A 19,144-nucleotide genomic window follows, 5' to 3' on the forward strand; every position below is an offset into this window, starting at 1 on the left:
TCCCTGTCTCTGTTCGTGTGTTGCCCCTGCGCTACAGCCGATAGACGCGCATGGCGGTCATTCCAAAGATTGCCTCGCGTTGCGCGGTGCTCAGCGGTGCCGCGGCAGTGCGGAAGGCGTCGATCAACTCGCTATAGCTGGTCCACAATTTCTCGATCGGGAAATTCGATCCGAACAGGCAACGCTCGGCGCCGAAAGCCGCAACCGTGTCGGACAGCACCGCCGCGATGTGCGCGGGATCATTGCGATGGATGAAGGTGCCGAGCCCCGATAGCTTCGTCACCACGTTCGGACACGCGGCGAGGCGAGCCATTCCAGCGCGCCAGGCTGCGCGGCCCGCCGGCGAAAGATCCTCCAGCATGCCGGCGTGCTGAAGGATGAAAGTCACCTTCGGGCAAACCTCGACGAGGTTGGCTGCATCCGGCATTTGCGGCGTGAACACCTGAAGATCGAAGCTCCAGTCATAGTCAGCGAGGTATCCGATGTTGCGGCGGATCGTGGGGTCGAGACAGAGATCAGGCCGGACCGCAAAGCGGTAAAGCGGGTTATCATGCCAGTGCAGCTGCATGCGCACGCCGCGCACCAGCGGATAGCGCTTCAGGCGGTCAAGCTGCGGGCGGACGTCGTCGGCGGCGAAGTTGGCATAGGCGACGATGGCATGCGGCCAGCCGTGCTCATCGGCGGTCTGCTGCACCCAGGCAGTCTCGTCCTCAAAACGATCATTGGCCCAGTTGGTCTGAACGTAGACCGAGTGGGTGACGCCGGTGCCTTTGAGATCCTCGAGATATTCGTGAATCGGATAGTCGCGCCGGATCGGTTCGTACGGCCCGAAGATGCGGGGCTGCATGGGGCCGATCAGCCAGGGCAGATCGGCCTGGCGCCAGATGTGATGATGGCCGTCGACGATATCGGTCACGCGACTCTCCTTCGTCCCAGCGCCAGCACGTGCGCGACGATCGACGCGCTCGATCCGCCGTCCACGAGATCATCGACGAAGGGCTCGATGGCGACCAGTGCTTCGGTCCGCGGGCGAAAGCCGGGGCTTGTCGCGAGGGGCGTCAGCCAGCTCACCCGCCAGGCACGCCGCGACAATCTTGCGACCGCGTCGCGCAAGCTATCGGGTTTGCCACGCTCCAGGCCGTCAGAAACGACGACCACCACCGCACCACGCGCATAGCCGCCGAAGCGCGGCACGCCAAGGAAGGCTTGCAGCGCGTCGCCGATGCGGGTGCCGCCGTCCCAATCGCTCACGAGATGCGCGGCGGCATTGAGCGCCTGCTCACGGCGCTTGACGCGTAGCGCACGGGTAACGCGGGTGAGGCGCGTGCCGAAGGTAAAAACCTCGATAGTGGGCGCGGCCTGCACCAGCGCGTGCGCGAGCTTCATGTTCTCCTCGGTACGGGCCTTCATCGAGCCGGAGACGTCGATCAGCAGCAAGAATTTTCGCGGTCGCTGCCGTCGCTTGAGGTGTCCGAGCCGCAAAATCTCGCCATCGCTGCGGACGGTGTCGCGCAAGGTTCGGCGCAAATCGGCGAAGGGACCGTGGCGCGCGCGCATGCGGCGATGGCCGCGCCGCTTGGGCAGGCGCCGCGGAGCCTCGCGCGCCAGGCGGCGCAGTGCATCGCTGCTTGATGTGACGGCGAACCGTCGTTCGACCAGAGCCTCGGCGCGCGTGGCTGTCAGCCCGGATTCGCTGGCTTCATCAGACAGCAGCGGGTCCTCGTCGCCGCGGCCTTCCTCTTGCAGCCGGACGGTCTCGTCGTCCTCACCCACGTCGGTCCGCTCGATCACTTCGCTGCCGCGGAAGTGCAAATCGAACAGCCGGTCGAAGGTGGCGCGGCGTTCAGGCGGCGGGGCCAGCGTTGCGAGGGCAGCCTGCCGGATGTCGCCGAGGCTGCGCGGGCCGAGCAGCTCGATCGCGGCGAGGAAGGACGTGGTCTGTTCCGGCGCGACGGCGAAACCGTTGGCGCGCAGAAGCGCCACGAAGGAGATGAAGACGCGCACCGCGCGCGGCAACTGCAGTTCGGTGCTCATGCGGAAGCCTCCGCAAGCAAGGCGTCAAGTCGTGGCGAGATGAAGTGCAGGTCTTCCTCGTCCTTGAGCGCAACGCCGATCGCGCGCTTGAATGCATCCGGCCAGCGCGCGCCGCCCTTTTGAAGGAGGGTTGCGGCCTCGGCCCAGTCGACGGCCTCGGCGATCCCTGGCGCCTTGCTCAGCGGCTCGCGCCGGAGCTTGCCGACAGCGGCAACCACCGCGCGGGCCGTTGCCTCGGCGACGCTGGAGGCCCGCATCATCACGATGCGCGCCTCGCGCTCGGCGGTGGGATAGTCGATCCAGTGGTAGACGCAGCGTCGGCGCAAGGCTTCATGCAGGTCGCGTGTGCGGTTCGAGGTCAGCACCACGACGGGCCGCTCGGCCGCGCGCACCGTGCCGCGCTCGGGAATGGAGATTTGGAAGTCGGACAGGAATTCGAGCAGGAACGCCTCGAACTCCTGGTCGGCACGATCGATTTCGTCGATCAGCAGCACGGTGGAATCCGGCGCGCGCAGCGCGGCGAGCATCGGACGCTCGATCAAAAACGTCTCGCCATAGATGTCGATGCTCTCGTCGCCGGCCTGGCGGATCGCCAGCATCTGGCGCGGATAGTTCCACTCGTAGAGCGCGGCGGACGCGTCGATGCCCTCGTAGCATTGCAGGCGGATCAGCCGACGGCCGAGCACGGCGGCGATCGCCTTCGCCGCCTCGGTCTTGCCGACACCCGGCGCGCCTTCGAGCAGCAGCGGCTTGCCGAGCGCGAGGCCCAGATAGGCCGCGGTCGCGAGCCCCTCGTCGGCGAGGTAATAGGCCGCGCGCAATGCCTTCTCCAGCGCCTCCGGGCCATCGATGCCGACGATGTTGCTGCGAACGGCCATTGCAAACCTCAGCGCCGCGCCTGCGGCCGCGCGCCGCCCTGGGCCTTGATCGCGCGCAGCACTTTTTCAGGCGTGATCGGCAGATCGTCGATGCGCACGCCGACAGCGTTGAAGATCGCGTTGGCAACGGCGGGCAGCACCGGATTGGCGCACATCTCGCCGGGACCTTTGGCGCCGAACGGGCCATCGGGAGCAGGGCGCTCCAGCACGGCGATGTCGTGCGGGCAGATGTCACCAGGCCCGGGCATCGGGTACTCAACGAAGTCGCGCGGGCCGTGCACGGGATCAGGATAATAAGGTTCCGGCGTCTCGTAGAGCGCGTGGCTGACACCCATCCAGGCGCCGCCGACGAGCTGCTGCTCGACGAGGCGCGGGTTGAGCGCGCGGCCGAGCTCATAGGCCGAATCCATGCGCACCATGGCGACCTCGCCAGTTTCATCATCAACTTCGACCTCGGCGACGAGGCAGGCATGCGCATAGCAGGTCGCCGGCGACATCTCGCCGGTCTCCGGGTCGACGTCGGACAGCGGCACCAGGAAGATGCCGCGACCCGAGATGGTCTTGCCCTGCTTGAACTGCGCTGCGATCGCGACGTCCTTGGTCGAGATCGAACGGTGCGGCGCGCCCTTGACGTGGATATTGCCGCGCCCGTCGGTCTCGAGGTCGGCGGCGTTGACCTCGAGCTCCTCGGCGGCGGCCTCCATCATCACACCGCGGGCTTCGCGAGCCGCAGCCATCACGGCATTGCCGACGCGATGCGTGCCGCGCGAAGCGAACGAGCCCATGCAATGCGGGCCGGTGTCGGAGTCCGCCGTGTCGACATAGACGTCCTCGACGGGCACGCCGAGCGTCTCCGCGCAGATCTGGCGGGTCACGGATTTCATGCCCTGGCCGAGATCGATCGAGGACAGCGCTACCGTGAACTTGCCGCTGGGATTGGAATGCACCAGCGCCTGGCTGGGATCACCGCCGAGATTCATGCCGATGGGATAGTTGATCGACGCCATGCCGCGTCCGCGATGCCGGGTCATCTAGCGCCTCCTGGTGCCGAAGACGGAGGAGAAGCGGGTTGCGCCGTGCGAGGGGGCTGTCGGCCGCGGTGATGGCGGCGGTGCAGGTGGCGGCGGCTCACGCGGCGGCTCGCGGGTGACGGTGGGAGGCAGTCGGTCATAGGTCGTTCGCTGCTGCGCCGTCGCGGCGGGTCGCGCGCGAGATTCTGTTGGCGTCGGCGGAATGACGGCACGACTGCCGCCGCCGTCCTTGCGCGAGGACGCTCGCCTGAACTCTTCGCGGATCGGCCATTTGGCCTTTTCGGCTGCCACCTGCACGCACTCGATCAGCGCCGTGTTCTTCGCCTCGCGCCGATGCGCCTTCATGTCGCCGTCGCGATAGGCGTTGAGGATACGGAACTCCATCGGGTCCATGCCGACGAGATGCGCCAGCTTGTCCATCTGGCATTCGATGGCAAAATCCATCGCGGTGACGCCGAAGCCGCGCATCGCGGTCGCCGGCGTGCGGTTGGTGAAGACGCAATAGACGTCGCCATAGACGTTCGGGATGGTGTAGGGCCCGGGCAAATGCGCGGCGCACTTGACGGCTGCGTAGCTCGACAGTCGCGTATAGGCGCCGCTGTCGAAATAGGCGCGGATCTTGCGGGCGACGATGCGGCCATCGCGCATCACGCCATCCTTGATGTAGATGCGCTCGGCGCCCCGCGGCGGGCCATATTGCATCTCCTCCTCGCGCCCGAACACGTAGCGCACGGGGCGCCCTGTCAGCATCGCCCCGAGGATGGCGAGTGGTTCGGTCAGCGTATCCACCTTGCCGCCAAAGCCGCCGCCGACGGTGCCGCCGATGAAGTGGAAGGTGTTGGAGGGCACGTCCAGGATCTTGGCGCAGGTATCGACCGAGAAGAACAGCGCCTGGGTCGAGGTGTAGACGACGTAGCGGCCATTGGTGTCGGGCGCCGCGATCGCGCCGTTGGTCTCGGTCGGCGCATGCTCGATCGGCGACATCTGATAGCGCTGCTCCAGCACGTGATCGGCCGTCGCGAGCGCCGCGTCCGCATCGCCGAAGCGGAGCTTCTGATGATCGTAGACATCGTGATAAGTGAAGGTGTTCTTGGGATAGGTCTCATTGACCACGGGCGCGCCGGGCTTCAGCGCGTCCTCGACATCGAACACGGTCGGCAGCGGCTCGTAGTCGATCCGCACCTTGGCGATGGCCTCAAAGGCCTCGCGCTCACTGTCGGCAACGATGGCGACAATCGGCTCGCCCTTATAGCGAACCTTGTCGACGGCCAATGACGGCTCGTCGTCCTTGCCAAAATTGATGAGGCTCAACAGGGTGTTGAGATTGCGCGGTACGTCGGCGCCGCGGATGATCCGGCGCACGCCAGTCGAGCGCTCGGCTTCAGTCGTGTCGATGCGGCGCAGCCGCGCATGGGGGTGGGTCGAGCGGACGACTTTCAGATGCAGCATGCCTTGCAGCTTGTGATCGCCAAAGTAGGTCGAGGTGCCCGTGACGTGGCCGAGCATGTCCTGGCGCTGCGTGCCCTTGCCGATCTCCTTGAGATTGTCGTCGCGCTCGTCGGCGAAGATATCCTTGCGCAATTCCAGCATGGCAGATGTCCTCAGGCGCTGGCCCGGCCGCCCGAGGCGGCGAAAATGGCGTTGATGATCGGTTCGTAGCCGGTGCAGCGGCAGATGTTGCCGGAGATCGCTTCCACGATCTCGGCGCGGCTCGGCTGTGGATTACGGTCGAGCAGGGCCTTCGCAGCCATCAGCATGCCCGGCGTGCAGTAGCCGCATTGGGCCGCGAAATTGTCGGCGAAGGCGCGCTGGAGAGGATGTAGGCTCGGGCCTTGCTTCAAGCTGTCGAGCGTTTCAACGGAACGGCCGGCCACGGTCTCCGCCAGCGTCAGGCAGGAGAGATAAAGCTCGCCATCCACAAGCACGCTGCACGTGCCGCAGCCGCCCTGGCCGCAGCCGAATTTCGGCGTCATGTCGCCAATCAGCTCGCGCAGTGCCACCAGCAGATTGGTGCCGCCATCGACGAAGATGGCGACGTCGCGGCCGTTGTGACGAAATTGCAGGGGAGTCTTCGACATGACGGTCTATTCCTGACCCGAGAGAAGGCGACGCAAATGCACACCGACGATCTCGCGGCGATACCAGGCGCTGCCGAGTGCATTGTCGGATGGTGATGTCCCTTCGCCCGCGGCGGATGCTGCGGCGGCGATGGTAGCGGCGTCGAGCGAACGGCCCTCCAGCGCGCGCTCGGCGGCGCGCGCGCGGATCTGCGTCGGCGCCATCGATCCCAGCGCGATGCGCGCGCCGGCGATGCGGCCGCCGCTGATGGGCAGATGCGCCGCGAGGGTGATGACGGAGCCGCCCTTGGGCTTGATGCGGGCGATCTTGCGATAGCGGAAGGCCTCCGCACTTGCCGGTCGTGTACAGGAAACCGACAACACCAGCGTGCCGGCCTGACGCTCGCGCGATTGCAGGAATTCCTCGATCGGGATATCGCGCGCGCCAAAACCGCCTTGCATGGCGACGGTGGCATCGAGCGCAAGCAGGGCGACCGTGAAGTCGCCATATGGATTGGGTGCGAACAGATTGCCGCCGACCGTTCCCATGTTGCGCACTGCAGGCCCGCCGATCGAACGGGCAGGGGCGTGCAGGAAACCGAGATCGCGCTCGGCCAGAATCTTCGCAAAGGTCACGCCGGCGCCGAGCGTGACGCGCGGACCAGATGCGTCGATCCGGGACAGCGCCTGATCGTTGGCGCGCACGACGGTCGAGATCGAGATATCGCCCTCATTCAGTGCGCGCATCACGAGCGTGCCGCCGCCAAGGTAGCGCGCGCTACGGTCCGACGACAGGGCTGCGGCCGCTTCGCTGGAATTCGTAAAAGTCTTCACCGTCACAGACATGGCTACGTGGTCTCCTTCAGATGCCGGCGGATGGCCTCGAAGCCGGCCTGGTAAATGTCTTCCGCGACCTTATGGGTGATGCGGGCCGCGTCCTCGGGTTTCGTCGTGAAGCGCGATTCCCAGTGCCAGAAGGTGCGGTCGCCGTCGGTGACCGGCAGCAGGCGGACATGGGCCACGTAGTTGAACATGGGAATGGGTGTATCGAGAAGGCAGTAACTGAAGGTCTGTTCGAGATCGGAGAGCGCCAGCAACTGCTCGCGCAGCTCCGAGCCGTCCTTCAGCTTGAACCGTCTGATGCAGCCGATCTTGTCGGAGGGGTGCGCGCGCTCGATCGAAGAGGTCGCGACCGCCGGATGCCAGCGGTCATGGCCGTTGAAATCGCGCAGCACGGCCCATGCAGCGTCGCTCGGCGCGTCCAGGATCGTGCTTTTGACGATATGCGGCACGGCCGTCACCCTCCGAACACCCGCTTGAGCGCGTCGAAGCCGCCCTGGAATACGCCGCCGCCGATATTGTTGACGAGCTCGGTCTCCCGCTCCGGCGCGCAGTCGAATTCGGCGGTCCACTCCATAAAGGTCTGGTCGCCGTCGGTGACCGGAGTGAGGCGCAGCGTCGCGACATAGTTCTCGACGCCCATGGGAGATTCCAGGATCGAATAGGTGCAGAACATGTCGTAGTCGGAGAGGCCGAGCAGCTTCTCGCGGATGCGGTCGCCGTTGCGCAGGCGAAAATCCCTGACGCAGCCAATTTTGTCGGAGGGGTCGCCGCCCTCGATGCGGCTCTCGGCGATTGCCGGGTGCCAGTTCGGCATGCCATTGAAGTCGCGCACCCGCGCCCAGACGCGGTCGTTACGCGCATTGACGACGGTTGAGACGTAGACGCGGGCCATGATGCGACCTCAACTCTTCTTCCGTGGGCCACGCTCGGCCGGCGGCCCACCTTCGGTGGAGGGCGCGGGCGCGGCGGCCGGCTTGTCGCCTCCACCTCCGCCGCTCTTGCGTGTGGAATCCTTGATGCCCTGCATGTCGCGGGCCTCGCGGATCAGACCCGGCATTTTGGCGAGGCTGCCGCCTTCGACGCCGATGTCGGAGAGGATGGAGTCGATCAAGGGCGCCTGGACGCGGTAGCGCAACGCCGAATCGATCACCTCGTCGGTGGCACTGCGGCCGCCATTGCCACCGCCATGGCCGCTACCGTTGAGGCCGTCGACCTGGAGGATACGGATGCCCTCGATCTTTTCCATCGGCTTGACGCTCTCGCGCACGATGCCTTCGATGCGATCGAGCAGCTTTCTGCGGAACAGCGAGTAGCGCGCTTGATCGGTCAGCACGTTCTCGGCCTCGTTCAGCATCCGCTGCGCTTCAGCCTCGACCGCGGCGCGAACACGCTCGGCCTCGGCGGCAATGCGCGTCTCCTCGGCCTGCTTCTCGGCGAGCAGCACCTCGACCGTCTTGCGCCGCTTGGCGATCTCGCTCTCCCGCGCCGTGACGACGCGTTCGGCCGCTTCCGTTGCCCGCATGCGGGCTTCCTCGGCCGCGGCGCGCGCAGCCGACTCCTCCAGCGACTTCTGATGGATGGCGATGGCCTTTTCCATCAGGACCGTCTCGACCTCCTTCTCGCGGTTCACTTCCAGCTTCCGCAGCTCGCGCTCGCGGCCGATGCGGGCTTCGTCCAGACCCCGGTCGGAGGCAATGCGGGCACGCTCGACTTCTTCGCGTGAGGCAATCTCGGCTTCCTGCAAGGATTGGACGCGCGCGACCTCGAGCTGCTCGATCGCGCGGCGGCGCTCGATACGGGCGGCTTCCAGCGCCTGCTCGCGCGAGACGTCCGTGGTTTCGACCTCCTTGCGCGCGACGATCTCGGCCTGCCTGACCTGGCGGTCGGCGTCGATGCGCTCGGACTTCTTGGTCGATAGCGCGATGACGCGATCCTCATCCGCGATCTCGATCGCCTTCTTCTGCTCGATGTTGAGCACTTCGCGCTTCTTGGAGGAGTTGATCCGCTCGGCTTCGAGCGCGAGGTCGACGCCAATGCGCTGGCGCTCGATGGCGTCGCGCCGCTTCAGCTCGGCCGCCTCCAATACGCCGGTTCGCTCGATTTCGAGCGCGCGGGTCTCACGCTCGGCCTGGATGCGCTCGGCGGCAACCGCTTTCTCCTGCGCGATGCGCGCGGCCTCGATCGCCTCGCGGGAGGCAATGTCGGCTTCCTCGACAGCGCGGTTGCGGGCAATCTCGAGTGAGCGGACCCTCTCTTCCTGGGCAATGCGGGCGGCTTCGGTGGCTTCGCGTGCAGTGACACCGGCGATATCCAGGGTCTGGTTGCGGTCGATCTCCAGCTGCCGCGTATTCTGCTCGGCGGCGATCCGCTCCGCAGCAAGTGTGCGCTCGCGTGCGATCCGCGCGGCCTCGACTGCCCGCTGCGCCTCGATCTCGGCCTCCTGGATGGTGCGCACCTGCTGGATCTCCAGCGCGCGGGTGCGTTCGTCGGACGAGATACGCTCGACATTGACAATCATGGTCTGGGCGATGCGGGCCTTTTCAGTAGCCTCGCGTGCAGCGATCTCGGCCTCATCGACGGCGCGGGTACGCTCGATCTCACGGCGCCTCGTCTCTTCCTCGTTGGCAATGCGGGCGTCGGTCACCACGCGATCCTGCTGGATGCGGGCTTTCTCGATAGCTTCACGCGCGGCGATCTCGGCTTCCTCGACGGTACGCATCCGTTCGATCTCGCGCTGGCGCACCTCGCGTTCGGAGGCGATGCGCGTCGTATCGATCGAGCGCTGGTTGGCGATCCGGGTCTTTTCGACCTCCTCGCGGGCGAGCAGCTCCTTCTCTTCGATGGTCCGGGTCCGCTCGATCTCCTTCTGGCGGGTCTCGCGCTCGGAGGCGATGCGGGCCTCGGCAATCGCCTGATCGTTGGCGATGCGGGCCTTCTCAATGGCTTCGCGCGCGGAAATCTGCGCCTGCTCCGCCTCGGTCTCGCGTAGTGCGCGCTCCCGGGCGACCTCGGTGCGCTGAAGCGCGCGGCGCATCTCGATGTCGCGTTCCTGCTCGAGGCGCGCGGTCTCGCTTTCGCGCTCGATCTCGAGGGCCTGCCGCTCGGCTTCCAGATTGCGCGAGCGAATCTTGATCATCGAGTCCTGCTCGATGTCGTTGCGCAGCTTGCGCTTGGCCTCGATGTCCTCCATCAGCCGCGTCAAGCCCTCGGCGTCGAAGCGGTTCGAGGGGTTGAAGAATTCGAGGTCAGTCTGGTCGAGATCGGTGATCGCGACCGATTCGAGTTCGAGACCGTTCTGGGCGAGGGCTTCGGCGGCGTTGGTCTTGACGCGCGCGACGTAGTCGCCGCGCCGCTCATGCATCTCCTCCATGGTCATCTCGGAAGCAACCGAGCGGATGGCGGAGATGAACTTGCCGGCCAGCAGGGCGTGGAGCTGCTCCGGCTCCATGGTGCGGCGGCCGAGCGTGGCGGCCGCGATCGAGACCGCTTCGCGGGTCGGCTGCACGCGGACGTAGAAGTCGGCCTCGATGTCGACGCGCATGCGGTCACGAGTGATCACGGCGTCCTGCCTGGAACGTATGATGCCCATTGGCAGCACGTTCATGTTGACCGGCGTGTAGTCGTGGATGAAAGGCAGCACGAAAGCGCCGCCATTGATGACCACGCGTTCGCCGAGGAAGCCGGTCCTCACGAACGACACCTCCTTGGACGAGCGGTGGTACAGCCAGTTCACGATGTAGACGCCAACCACGATGACGACGATCGCGACGATCAGCCAGAGGATCAATTCACCGACCAAAATCCCCGACATCTTTCCCTCCCTCGAACGTGTCGGCGTCAGCGCGCGCCGATCGCCTTGAATCTGCGAACCTGGTCCGTCAGCGCCCGCTCCACGGGCAGGCGCTCCATCGAGGACGCGCCGTAGAAGCCGTGGCAGCGACGGGTGTTCTTCATGATGAAATCGGCATCCGCGGGATCCGCGATCGGACCGCCATGGGCGAGCACCAGAATGTCCGGGTTGATACTGAGCGCGGCTGAGGCCCAGGTGTCGATATGCGCCGGGCAATCGGCAAGCTTTGGCGCGGTCTGCGCCCCGATCGTGCCGCCGGTCGTGAGACCGAGGTGACAGACGATGATATCGGCGCCCGCGATCGCCATCGCGGCGGCTTCCTTCTCGCTGAAGACGTAAGGCGTCGTCAGCATGTCCTTCTCGCGCGCTTTCGCGATCATGTCGATCTCCAGCGCGTAGGACATGCCGGTCTCCTCCAGATTGGCGCGAAAAATCCCGTCGATCAGCCCGACCGTCGGAAAGTTTTGCACGCCGGCAAAGCCGAGTGCCTTGAGCTGGTCCAGGAAGGCGTCCATGTCGCGGAACGGATCAGTGCCGTTGACGCCGGCGAGCACCGGTGTGTTGCTGACGACGGGCAGCACTTCGCTGGCCATTTCCAAGACGATGGCGTTGGCATCGCCGTAAGCCATGAGGCCGGCGAGCGAGCCGCGCCCGGCCATGCGATAGCGGCCGGAATTATAGATGACGATGAGATCGACACCGCCGGCCTCTTCGCACTTGGCGGAGAGGCCCGTGCCGGCGCCGCCGCCGACGATCGGCTCGCCGCGCTTTGCCATCTCGCGAAATCGCTTCAGCAGTGCCGCCCGTTCAAACCTGGCCATCGGTCACCTCACCATTCTCCGGCGCGCCCCGGTGCGTCCGAACAGGGTTTTGAACGCACTGACAATCGTGGAGGCGAACTCGGGATCGTTGATGTTGTTCTTGACGCGGATGAGCTGACGATTGCTCGTCTGTCGCACCGTGCGTTCGAGCGCACGGAACAGCGCGGCATCGGCCTCGGGGTCCCAGAACGGCCGTCCCTGCGCATCGAGCGCGGAGACGCCTCCCTCGGGAATGAAGAACCGCACCGGCCCGTCCATCTGGTTGAGCCGCTCGCCGATCCATCGCCCCATGCGCTCGTTCTCCTCGACCGTGGTCCGCATCAACGTGATTTGCGGATTGTGGACGTGGAATTTGCGGCCGCGATAGCGCTCGGGGATGGTGTCGGGCGCGCCGAAATTGACCATGTCGAGCGCGCCCGCAGAGCCGACATAGGGTACGCGGCTGCGGATGATCGCGCCGAACCGGTCCTCGGTGGCCGGAAACACGCCGCCCATCAGGAGGTCGCAGACCTCCGTCGTCGTGAGATCGATAACGCCCGCAAGCTGGCCGGACTCGACCAGCTTCTCCATCGAGCGTCCGCCGACGCCGGTGGCGTGGAAGACGAGGCATTCGAAATCATCGCGCAGATCGGCTGCGATCTTCTGCACCGCCGGAGTGGTCACGCCGAACATGGTGATGCCGATAGCGGGCAGGCTTGCGCTTGCGGCGCGCTCGTTCGCCTCGCCCTGCTCGAGACGCGCCTTGACCATGCCGCCGAGCGCATTGGCGCCGTTGGCGAGCACCGCGCGGGAGATCGAGTTGAGGCCCTGCACGTCGGTGACTGAGTACATCATCGTGATGTCCGCCGGCCCGACATAGGGGCCGACGTCGCCGGAAGCGACCGAGGAGATGATCAGCTTCGGGACGCCGACGGGAAGGGCGCGCATGCCGGGTGCAACGAGCGAGGCCGCGCCCGAGCCACCGGCCGAGATGACGCCGGCGACGTTGCCCTGGCGGCGGAGCCAGCTTGCGAAAGCGTCGGCCATCGCGGTGACGGCAAGGCCGCGGTCGGATCCGAACACGGCCGATCCGCCGCGGCCGTGATTCAAGGCGATCTCTTGGGCGGAGACGTCGCAGCTCGTGTGCCTGCCGCTGGTGGAGACGTCGACGAGGCGCGTGCGCAGGCCGCTTTCCGCGATGATATCGCGGATGAAGCGCAGTTCAGTAGCTTTGGTGTCGAGCGTGCCGACGACGAGTACGACGGGCGGGCCGGAGGTTTGCGCCGCGACCGGTTCACGCTTGCGCCGCGCCGTTTCGTCGAGGCGCGCGACTTGCGTCGAGAGCGTGCGCGCCGCGGCCTCGATGCGGGCGATCGGCACTGGCTGCGACCAGCGCGTCGGCGGCGTCGGATTGGAGATGTAGATACGGATCGGACCGCTCGGACGCGTAGGCTGCGGTGCAGCTTTTGCCTCAGAACCGGCCGCGGGAACATCGATGTCCGCCTCGAGCCCGGCATGAAGCCCAACACCAAGCAGGCGCTGCTGCAAGTCGCGGTCGGCGGCAAGGCGAACGGAATCGATGATCCGATTGATCCGGCCGTTCACCATGATCGCCACGTTGCGCGAGATCGCGGTGGCAACGCCGATGTTCTGCTCAATCACAAGCACCGACATGTCGCCGTCCTCGCCGAGCCGCAGCAGCATCTCCTCGACCTGGGCGACGATGACGGGCGCAAGACCCTCGGTCGGCTCGTCCATGATCAGGAGCTGCGGATTGGTGAGGAGGGCGCGCGAGATCGCGAGCATCTGCTGTTCACCGCCGGAAAGCTGGCCGCCGCCGTGGCCCTTGCGCTCGGCGAGTCGCGGAAACGTGTCGTAGATGCGTTCGACGGTCCAGGCACCACTGCGGATGCCGCCGGCAAGCCGCAAATGCTCGTCGACGCTGAGCGACCGCCAGAGGCGGCGTCCCTGCGGCACATAGCCGACGCCGAGGCGCGCGATATGCGCCGGCGGCCGCCGCGTGATGTCTTCGCCCCGAATACGGATCGAGCCGCCGCTCACCCGCACCAGCCCCATGATCGCCTTGCACAGCGTGGTCTTGCCCATGCCGTTGCGCCCCACAACGGAAAACACGCCGGCATCGAGCGCGAGGTCGACGCCCTGCAGGGCGTGCGAATGGCCGTAATAGACGTCGAGGCCCTTCACCTCGAGCGCCGGCGCGGAACGGCGGACCTCATTCATGGCCGCCTCCCAGATAGAGCTCCTGGACCTCGGGGTCGGACTGGATCTCCTGCGGCAGGCCCTCCTTGAAGATGCGCCCGTTGTGCATCATCGTGACGCTCTCGACGACGCGCAGCGCCACGTCCATGTCGTGCTCGATGATGATGTAGCCGATATGGGCGGGCAACGAGGTCAGGATCTCGATCAGCTCCAGCCGCTCGGTCGGCGACAGGCCCGCGGCCGGCTCGTCGAACAGCACGAAGCGCGGGGCGCCGGCGAGCGCGAGCGCTATCTCGAGCTGACGTTGCTGGCCGTGTGCGAGCTCGGCGACGCGTTGATCCCTGACGTTCGTCAGATGCACCGCCTGCACGAGATTGTCAGCGGCATGCATCAGCGCGTCATTTTGGCCCGGGCGCAGGAACGAGAAGCGCCCGCGCGAGACGCCGCGGCAGGCGAGGTAGACGTTGTCCTGCACCGTGAGGCCGGGGAACAGCGCGGAGATCTGGTAGGTCCGCCGTAGGCCGCGGCGGATGCGCTCATACGGTGGGAAGCGCGTGATGTCTTCGCCGAAGAAACGGATGGTGCCGGAGGAGGGCGGGAAATCGCCGGTGATGCAGTTGAACAGCGTGGTCTTGCCGGCGCCGTTGGAGCCGAGCACGGCGCGCCGCTCGCCGGGCCGCACGGTGATGGTGACGTCGGTCAGCGCAGCGAGCGCACCGAACAGCCGCGTCACGCCGCGCAGCTCGAGCGCTGCTCCGGCGCCGACGGTCGAGAGGCGATGGGCGACGCTATCCATGACCGGATCCTCGACTGGATCCTTGGCTACTCCGCCCACCCGGGCGCGTCGGGGTGGTGCGCTGGCGCCAGCGCTGCCACAGGCCGATGACGCCATCCGACGACCAGAACACGATGGCGAGGAATCCGAGCCCGATCAGCAGCCGGAAACGGTTGCCGTCGAGCCCGATCTTGACCAGGAAGTCGAGCGCGAAGGTACGTAGCAGCACGAAGATCAGCGCGCCGATGTAAGGGCCGATGGGCCGCGTTATGCCGCCGACGATCGCAATGATGAGAATGTCGATGCAGGCGCCGACGCTGACCGAGCCGGGCGAGATCTGTCGGTAGTTCCAGACCTGCAACACACCGGCCAGCGCGGCGACGAAGGATGCGAAGGCGTAGGCCGCGACGCGATGGGCATTGACGTTGAAGCCGAGCGTCGCCATGCGGCGCGGATTGTCGCGCACGCCCTGCAAGGCAAGGCCGAACGGCGCCCGCGAGATGTATTCGACCGCGAAATAGCACAGCGCGGCAACGCCGAGCACGATGTAGTAGAAGGGAATATCGGCGCGCCAGTTGATGCCCCAGAAGCGCGGCGTGCCGACGTTGTTGATGCCGGTGTGGCCGTTGAAGATCGCCCAGTTCTGGTTGGTGAAGTAGTAGAAGGCGGCACCGATCGCCAGCGTGATCATGATGGTGTAGATGCCCTCGGTCCGCACCGCGAGCGCGCCGCCGAGCGTGCCGAAGGCGGTGGCGAGCGCGAGCGCCATCGGCACCGCAAGCCACCACGGCCAGCCCAGGCTGATATTGGCGTTGTCGCTGGTGCCGAACACGGCGACCATGTAGGCGGCAAAGCCCGCGACGGTGAGCTGCATCAGGCTGACCATGCCGCCATAGCCGGCGAGGAACATCAGGCTCAGCGCGATGGTGCCGAGGATCAGCGTCGTCGCAAAGATCTCGATCAGGAAGAAGCCGTTGGCGATCAGCGGCATGATCAAAAGGATGACCGCGACGATCCAGGCGGCGGGATTGTCGATCTCCGGCCAGCCACGCAATGCGGGCCGGTGCGCGCCGGAGGCGGTGCGAACGGAAACGCGTGCGTCGTGGGTGACGGACATGTCAGCGCCTCGCAAGCAGGCCTTGCGGCCGGAGCGCCAGCACCAGCACCATGATCAGGAAGGTCACGACGATCGCATAGGTCGGGATGTAGACCGAGCCGAGCTGCTCGGCGAGGCCGATGATCAACGCGCCGAGCGCCGCGCCGGGGATCGAACCCATGCCGCCAACGATCACGACGACGAGGGAGGCGAGCAGGAAGCGGATGTCCTCGCCGGGCGAGAGCGATTGAAACGTGCCACCGACGACGCCGGCGATGCCGGCAAGCCCGGCGCCCAGCGCAAACACGAGCACGAACACGACCTGGATGCGCACGCCGGTCGCGGCGAGGATGTCTCGGTCATCGACCCCGGCGCGGATGATCATGCCGATCCTGGTGCGGTTGAGCGCCAGCCACATCGCGATGCCGATCACCACGGAAGCGGCAAAGATGACGAGCCGGACCAGGGGATAGCGCAGATAGACCGGCTCGCCCGAGGATTTGAGCGCTGTGATCAGCGGCAGCTCGACAGGGCCGATCAGCCAGTTCGGGGTCTGGATTTGGTAGAAGTCGCCGCCGGCGGCCCACAGCATCAGGTCGGCAAACACGATCGAGAGCCCGATCGTCACCATGGTCTGGCGCAGATCCTGGCCCTCCATGCGGCGGAAGACGATGACCTGGAGCAGGATGCCGACCAGCGCTGTCAGGATGAAGGCGACGATGAAACTCAGGATCCACGAGCCGGTCGAGGCGCTGATGGCGTAGCCGACATAGCCACCGAACAGATAGAGCGAGCCGTGCGCGAGGTTGACGTTGCGCATCAGGCCGAAGATCAGCGTGAAGCCGCTTGCAACCAGAAAGTAGAGGCCGCCGAGCGTGATGCCGTTGAAGACGGCATTGAGGAACACCCGCTTGCGGCCGATCGCCTCTTCCAGCCCCGGCGGCCAGACTGCGAAGATCAGCCAGAGCGCGAGCGCTATCGCGATGATGACGATCAGTGCCCATGCAGGATGGCGTTCGACAAAGCGGGTCATGGCAGCCGCTCCACCGCGGGCGCGCCGCGCCGACGATCATTCCGATGCAGGTCAGACAGCCCTGAGCAGGCTGCGTACCACGCCATGGACGTGCATCTCCCTGGGCTCGCGATCCTCTGGCGGGATCGCGTTCCGCGCATCCTAGCGAGGACACAAGGAGGGCGTTTGATCGAGAGTATCTTTTCGCGCGCGGCGCTACGCGCGCAAAACCTTGGCGGCGCGGCGATAATCGGTCGGGGCCATGCCGACATTGGCAGCGAAGAAGCGGGTGAATCCGCTCTGCGAGGAGAAGCCGAGATCAAAGCCGATATCGGCGATCGGCGCTTCGCTCGCGACCAGTGCCTCCAGCGCCTGCTCCATGATCAGCGTGTTGAGGTAGAGATGCGGGGTGACGCCGGTCTGGGTCCGGAACAGCCGGTAGAAATGCGGGCGCGACAGGCCGGATTCACGCGCGATGGTGTCGAGCTCCATCTCGGCGCCCGGACTTTCCGACATCAGCTTGATGCATTTGCGCACGCGGAAGTCGGTGACGGCGCCGGCCGCCCGGGCATCGCGGGCGATCTCGGCCTGCTGCCAGCTTTCGTCGTAGCAGATATCGATCAGCCGCCTGAGCTCTGAGTCGAGGCTCGAGAGCGAGGGGGCGCCGCACACCAGCGCGGCGGTCCGTCTGATGTGCTTGTCGAGCGCCGGCGTGCGCTTGAATTGGGTGCGGCCAAAACGCAGCCGGTCGGCGCCGGGCGCATCGGGCGCGAACCACTCGGCGTTGACGTAGAGCACGAAGAAGATCGCGCCGGCGTCGAGATCGGAGGGCAGGAAATTGTGCGGTTCCCAGGGATTGACGGCGACAACGGAGGTTTCATTGAGTTGGAAACGCCCATCGCAAACGTCGATGCACGCAGGCATGCCGCCGACATGGAAGATCAGATGACCCTCGCGATGCGCGTGGATGTTGAAAGGGCGGTTCAACTGGTAGACCGTCGCCCGACCAAACCGGCCATGGAAGACGGCGAGCGCCCGGCTCATGCCATCCCCTCCCGATGTTCTGTTGTTTTGCCGTTAGCGTTCAACAACCGGGGAGAGATTGCAAGGGCGGTGAGATCCGCGCCTCGCAAATCGCTCCCCGGTCGCCGCAGTTGCGAACGTGATTGCGTCAGTACTTCTTACATTCCGGTACTGTACGGCTCGGCAGCCCGATCTTGGCAAACACCGCCGGATCGTAGCCGAGGGTCTGGTTCACGTTCGGAATCACCTTCACGACCTTCGAGAACAGCGCGCCCTTGCCGTCATCGACGACCTCAGTCACGAAGTTGGTGCCGATCGCCTGGCGGTTGGAGTCGAGCTTGATCTTGCCGTTCGGCGCGTCGATCTCGAGCTTGGCCAGCGCAGCCTTGTACTTCGACTGATTATCGCTGAGATCACCGTTGACCTGGCGCAGTGCGAGGATCAGCGCCATGGTCGAGCCGTAATAGTTGGTCGCGAGCAGCGACGGGCTCGGGAAGCGCTTGTTCGGCGGGAAGGCGTCCTGATAGTCCTTCACGAACTTCTGCCAGCCCGGATCCTCCCAGGTGTCGGCCTGGCCGCTCGCTGCCAGCGTGCCGATCAGCGCGTTCTTTGCGTTGCCCTTGGAGGACAGGATGGTCTGGTCGATCATGATCGAGCCGCCCATCAGGTGCGCCTTGCCGCCGGCCTGCTGGTACTGGTTGAGGAAGTTGACGGCGTCGGCGCCGCCCAAGCCAAGATAGATCGCATCGACATCGTCGGGGAGCGCGGCGATGACCGAGGCAAAGTCCTTGGTGCCGAGCGGCACCCATTGCCGATTGGTGACCTGTCCGCCCATGCCGCAGAATTCGAGCACGAGGCCGAACACCTGCGTGTAGATGAAGGAATAGTCTTCGCCGACCGTCGCGATCTTGCGATAGCCCTTGTTCTCATAGGCGTATTTGCCGAGGCCAACCTGCCACTGCGCGCCGTCCATGTTGTAGCGGAAGAAGTTTGGCGCGGGATCGACAAAGGTAGTTTCCTGGGCGCCGGAGGCCGCGTTGATGAAGGTCAGCTCGGGATGGGTTTTCGCGAAATTCTTCACCGCGATGCCTTCGTCGCCGGACAGCGGCGAGAGCAGGATCTGCACCTTGTCCTGCTCGATCAGCTTGCGCACGGCACGCACGGCGGAATCAGGCGTTGCATCGGTCGAGGCGATGATGAATTCGAGTTCCTTGTCGCCGACCTTCTTGCCGAGCACGTTGAGCGCCGTCTGATGGCCGCGGATGCCGTCCTCGCCGAGCACGGTGTAGGTGCCTTCGAGGGTTGCGGTGACCCCGACCTTGATCTTCTCCTGAGCCATGGCTGCGCCCGAAAGCAACAGGCTGCTCAGCGCGATAAGTCCCACACTGCCTTTCAACATTGCTCTCCTCCCTTTAGTCGTCATTTTTGTCGTCATTATTTGACGGTAGCTGGTCGGCACGACGCTCACGGTTCTTGAATGAAGGCTAACCGAACTCGGATGCAGCGCACGCGTCGGAGCCATGCG

General features: G+C 65.7%; 17 protein-coding genes. All 17 read right to left on the reverse strand.

Features of this window, described 5'->3' with window-relative positions:
• Nucleotides 1-31 precede the first annotated feature (31 nt).
• The 17 genes from SO140_RS01435 to SO140_RS01515 all read right to left on the reverse strand — a co-directional run bounded on the left by SO140_RS01435 (nucleotide 32) and on the right by SO140_RS01515 (nucleotide 19,018).
• The gene (locus SO140_RS01435; protein WP_474797106.1) at nucleotides 32-916 is read right to left on the reverse strand and encodes an amidohydrolase family protein; all 885 of its coding nucleotides are present in this window, start codon (nucleotides 914-916) and stop codon (nucleotides 32-34) included.
• Nucleotides 913-2,034 carry a vWA domain-containing protein gene (locus SO140_RS01440; protein ID WP_498542197.1) on the reverse strand — a complete coding sequence of 374 codons (1,122 nt, stop codon included), beginning with the start codon at nucleotides 2,032-2,034 and terminating at the stop codon, nucleotides 913-915. Before SO140_RS01440 ends, SO140_RS01435 begins: the two co-directional genes overlap by 4 nt.
• Nucleotides 2,031-2,912 (reverse strand): AAA family ATPase, encoded by an 882-nt coding sequence (locus tag SO140_RS01445; protein ID WP_449378327.1) that lies wholly within the window; start codon nucleotides 2,910-2,912, stop codon nucleotides 2,031-2,033. Before SO140_RS01445 ends, SO140_RS01440 begins: the two co-directional genes overlap by 4 nt.
• An 8-nt stretch (nucleotides 2,913-2,920) precedes the next feature.
• Entirely contained in the window at nucleotides 2,921-3,943 is a 1,023-nt protein-coding gene (locus tag SO140_RS01450) for a xanthine dehydrogenase family protein molybdopterin-binding subunit (RefSeq protein WP_449378328.1), read from the reverse strand.
• Complete coding sequence (locus tag SO140_RS01455) at nucleotides 3,944-5,533, reverse strand: xanthine dehydrogenase family protein molybdopterin-binding subunit (RefSeq protein WP_449378329.1); 1,590 nt, start codon at nucleotides 5,531-5,533, stop codon at nucleotides 3,944-3,946.
• A gap of 11 nt (nucleotides 5,534-5,544) precedes the next feature.
• Nucleotides 5,545-6,021: a (2Fe-2S)-binding protein gene (locus SO140_RS01460; protein WP_449378330.1), complete on the reverse strand. Its 477-nt coding sequence runs from the start codon at nucleotides 6,019-6,021 to the stop codon at nucleotides 5,545-5,547.
• Nucleotides 6,022-6,027: 6 nt separating this feature from the next.
• Nucleotides 6,028-6,846: an FAD binding domain-containing protein gene (locus SO140_RS01465; protein ID WP_498542198.1), complete on the reverse strand. Its 819-nt coding sequence runs from the start codon at nucleotides 6,844-6,846 to the stop codon at nucleotides 6,028-6,030.
• Nucleotides 6,847-6,848: 2 nt separating this feature from the next.
• The gene (locus SO140_RS01470; protein WP_498542199.1) at nucleotides 6,849-7,292 is read right to left on the reverse strand and encodes an SRPBCC family protein; all 444 of its coding nucleotides are present in this window, start codon (nucleotides 7,290-7,292) and stop codon (nucleotides 6,849-6,851) included.
• A 5-nt stretch (nucleotides 7,293-7,297) separates the two neighbouring features.
• The gene (locus SO140_RS01475; RefSeq protein WP_449378333.1) at nucleotides 7,298-7,735 is read right to left on the reverse strand and encodes an SRPBCC family protein; all 438 of its coding nucleotides are present in this window, start codon (nucleotides 7,733-7,735) and stop codon (nucleotides 7,298-7,300) included.
• 9 nt (nucleotides 7,736-7,744) lie between these two features.
• Nucleotides 7,745-10,654 (reverse strand): flotillin family protein, encoded by a 2,910-nt coding sequence (locus tag SO140_RS01480; RefSeq protein WP_449378334.1) that lies wholly within the window; start codon nucleotides 10,652-10,654, stop codon nucleotides 7,745-7,747.
• 26 nt (nucleotides 10,655-10,680) lie between these two features.
• Complete coding sequence (locus SO140_RS01485; RefSeq protein ID WP_449378335.1) at nucleotides 10,681-11,514, reverse strand: phosphoenolpyruvate hydrolase family protein; 834 nt, start codon at nucleotides 11,512-11,514, stop codon at nucleotides 10,681-10,683.
• 3 nt (nucleotides 11,515-11,517) lie between these two features.
• Nucleotides 11,518-13,734, reverse strand: coding sequence for an ABC transporter permease (locus tag SO140_RS01490; protein ID WP_498542200.1), 2,217 nt, complete (start codon nucleotides 13,732-13,734; stop codon nucleotides 11,518-11,520).
• A complete protein-coding gene (locus SO140_RS01495) occupies nucleotides 13,727-14,509 on the reverse strand; it encodes an ABC transporter ATP-binding protein (RefSeq protein ID WP_449378337.1) in 783 nt (260 codons plus the stop codon). Before SO140_RS01495 ends, SO140_RS01490 begins: the two co-directional genes overlap by 8 nt.
• Nucleotides 14,502-15,605, reverse strand: coding sequence for a branched-chain amino acid ABC transporter permease (locus tag SO140_RS01500; protein ID WP_449378338.1), 1,104 nt, complete (start codon nucleotides 15,603-15,605; stop codon nucleotides 14,502-14,504). The genes SO140_RS01495 and SO140_RS01500 overlap by 8 nt, the downstream gene beginning before the upstream one ends.
• 1 nt (nucleotide 15,606) lies before the next feature.
• Nucleotides 15,607-16,617 (reverse strand): branched-chain amino acid ABC transporter permease, encoded by a 1,011-nt coding sequence (locus tag SO140_RS01505; protein WP_449378339.1) that lies wholly within the window; start codon nucleotides 16,615-16,617, stop codon nucleotides 15,607-15,609.
• A 195-nt stretch (nucleotides 16,618-16,812) separates the two neighbouring features.
• Complete coding sequence (locus SO140_RS01510) at nucleotides 16,813-17,640, reverse strand: helix-turn-helix domain-containing protein (RefSeq protein ID WP_449378340.1); 828 nt, start codon at nucleotides 17,638-17,640, stop codon at nucleotides 16,813-16,815.
• A 127-nt stretch (nucleotides 17,641-17,767) separates the two neighbouring features.
• On the reverse strand, nucleotides 17,768-19,018 hold the full coding sequence (locus SO140_RS01515) for an ABC transporter substrate-binding protein (protein ID WP_449378341.1): 1,251 nt from the start codon (nucleotides 19,016-19,018) through the stop codon (nucleotides 17,768-17,770).
• Nucleotides 19,019-19,144: the final 126 nt, after the last annotated feature.

Source organism: Bradyrhizobium sp. UFLA05-108 (assembly GCF_059803455.1).

Bases quoted from the DNA above. Each gene is read 5' to 3' on its own strand.
- SO140_RS01505 (WP_449378339.1), bottom strand. From the start codon at position 16,617: ATGACCCGCTTTGTCGAACGCCATCCTGCATGGGCACTGATCGTCATC.
- SO140_RS01485 (WP_449378335.1), bottom strand. From the start codon at position 11,514: ATGGCCAGGTTTGAACGGGCGGCACTGCTGAAGCGATTTCGCGAGATG.
- SO140_RS01510 (WP_449378340.1), bottom strand. From the start codon at position 17,640: ATGAGCCGGGCGCTCGCCGTCTTCCATGGCCGGTTTGGTCGGGCGACG.
- SO140_RS01515 (WP_449378341.1), bottom strand. From the start codon at position 19,018: ATGTTGAAAGGCAGTGTGGGACTTATCGCGCTGAGCAGCCTGTTGCTT.
- SO140_RS01475 (WP_449378333.1), bottom strand. From the start codon at position 7,735: ATGGCCCGCGTCTACGTCTCAACCGTCGTCAATGCGCGTAACGACCGC.
- SO140_RS01455 (WP_449378329.1), bottom strand. From the start codon at position 5,533: ATGCTGGAATTGCGCAAGGATATCTTCGCCGACGAGCGCGACGACAAT.
- SO140_RS01480 (WP_449378334.1), bottom strand. From the start codon at position 10,654: ATGTCGGGGATTTTGGTCGGTGAATTGATCCTCTGGCTGATCGTCGCG.
- SO140_RS01460 (WP_449378330.1), bottom strand. From the start codon at position 6,021: ATGTCGAAGACTCCCCTGCAATTTCGTCACAACGGCCGCGACGTCGCC.
- SO140_RS01495 (WP_449378337.1), bottom strand. From the start codon at position 14,509: ATGGATAGCGTCGCCCATCGCCTCTCGACCGTCGGCGCCGGAGCAGCG.
- SO140_RS01490 (WP_498542200.1), bottom strand. From the start codon at position 13,734: ATGAATGAGGTCCGCCGTTCCGCGCCGGCGCTCGAGGTGAAGGGCCTC.
- SO140_RS01445 (WP_449378327.1), bottom strand. From the start codon at position 2,912: ATGGCCGTTCGCAGCAACATCGTCGGCATCGATGGCCCGGAGGCGCTG.
- SO140_RS01500 (WP_449378338.1), bottom strand. From the start codon at position 15,605: ATGTCCGTCACCCACGACGCACGCGTTTCCGTTCGCACCGCCTCCGGC.
- SO140_RS01450 (WP_449378328.1), bottom strand. From the start codon at position 3,943: ATGACCCGGCATCGCGGACGCGGCATGGCGTCGATCAACTATCCCATC.
- SO140_RS01465 (WP_498542198.1), bottom strand. From the start codon at position 6,846: ATGTCTGTGACGGTGAAGACTTTTACGAATTCCAGCGAAGCGGCCGCA.
- SO140_RS01440 (WP_498542197.1), bottom strand. From the start codon at position 2,034: ATGAGCACCGAACTGCAGTTGCCGCGCGCGGTGCGCGTCTTCATCTCC.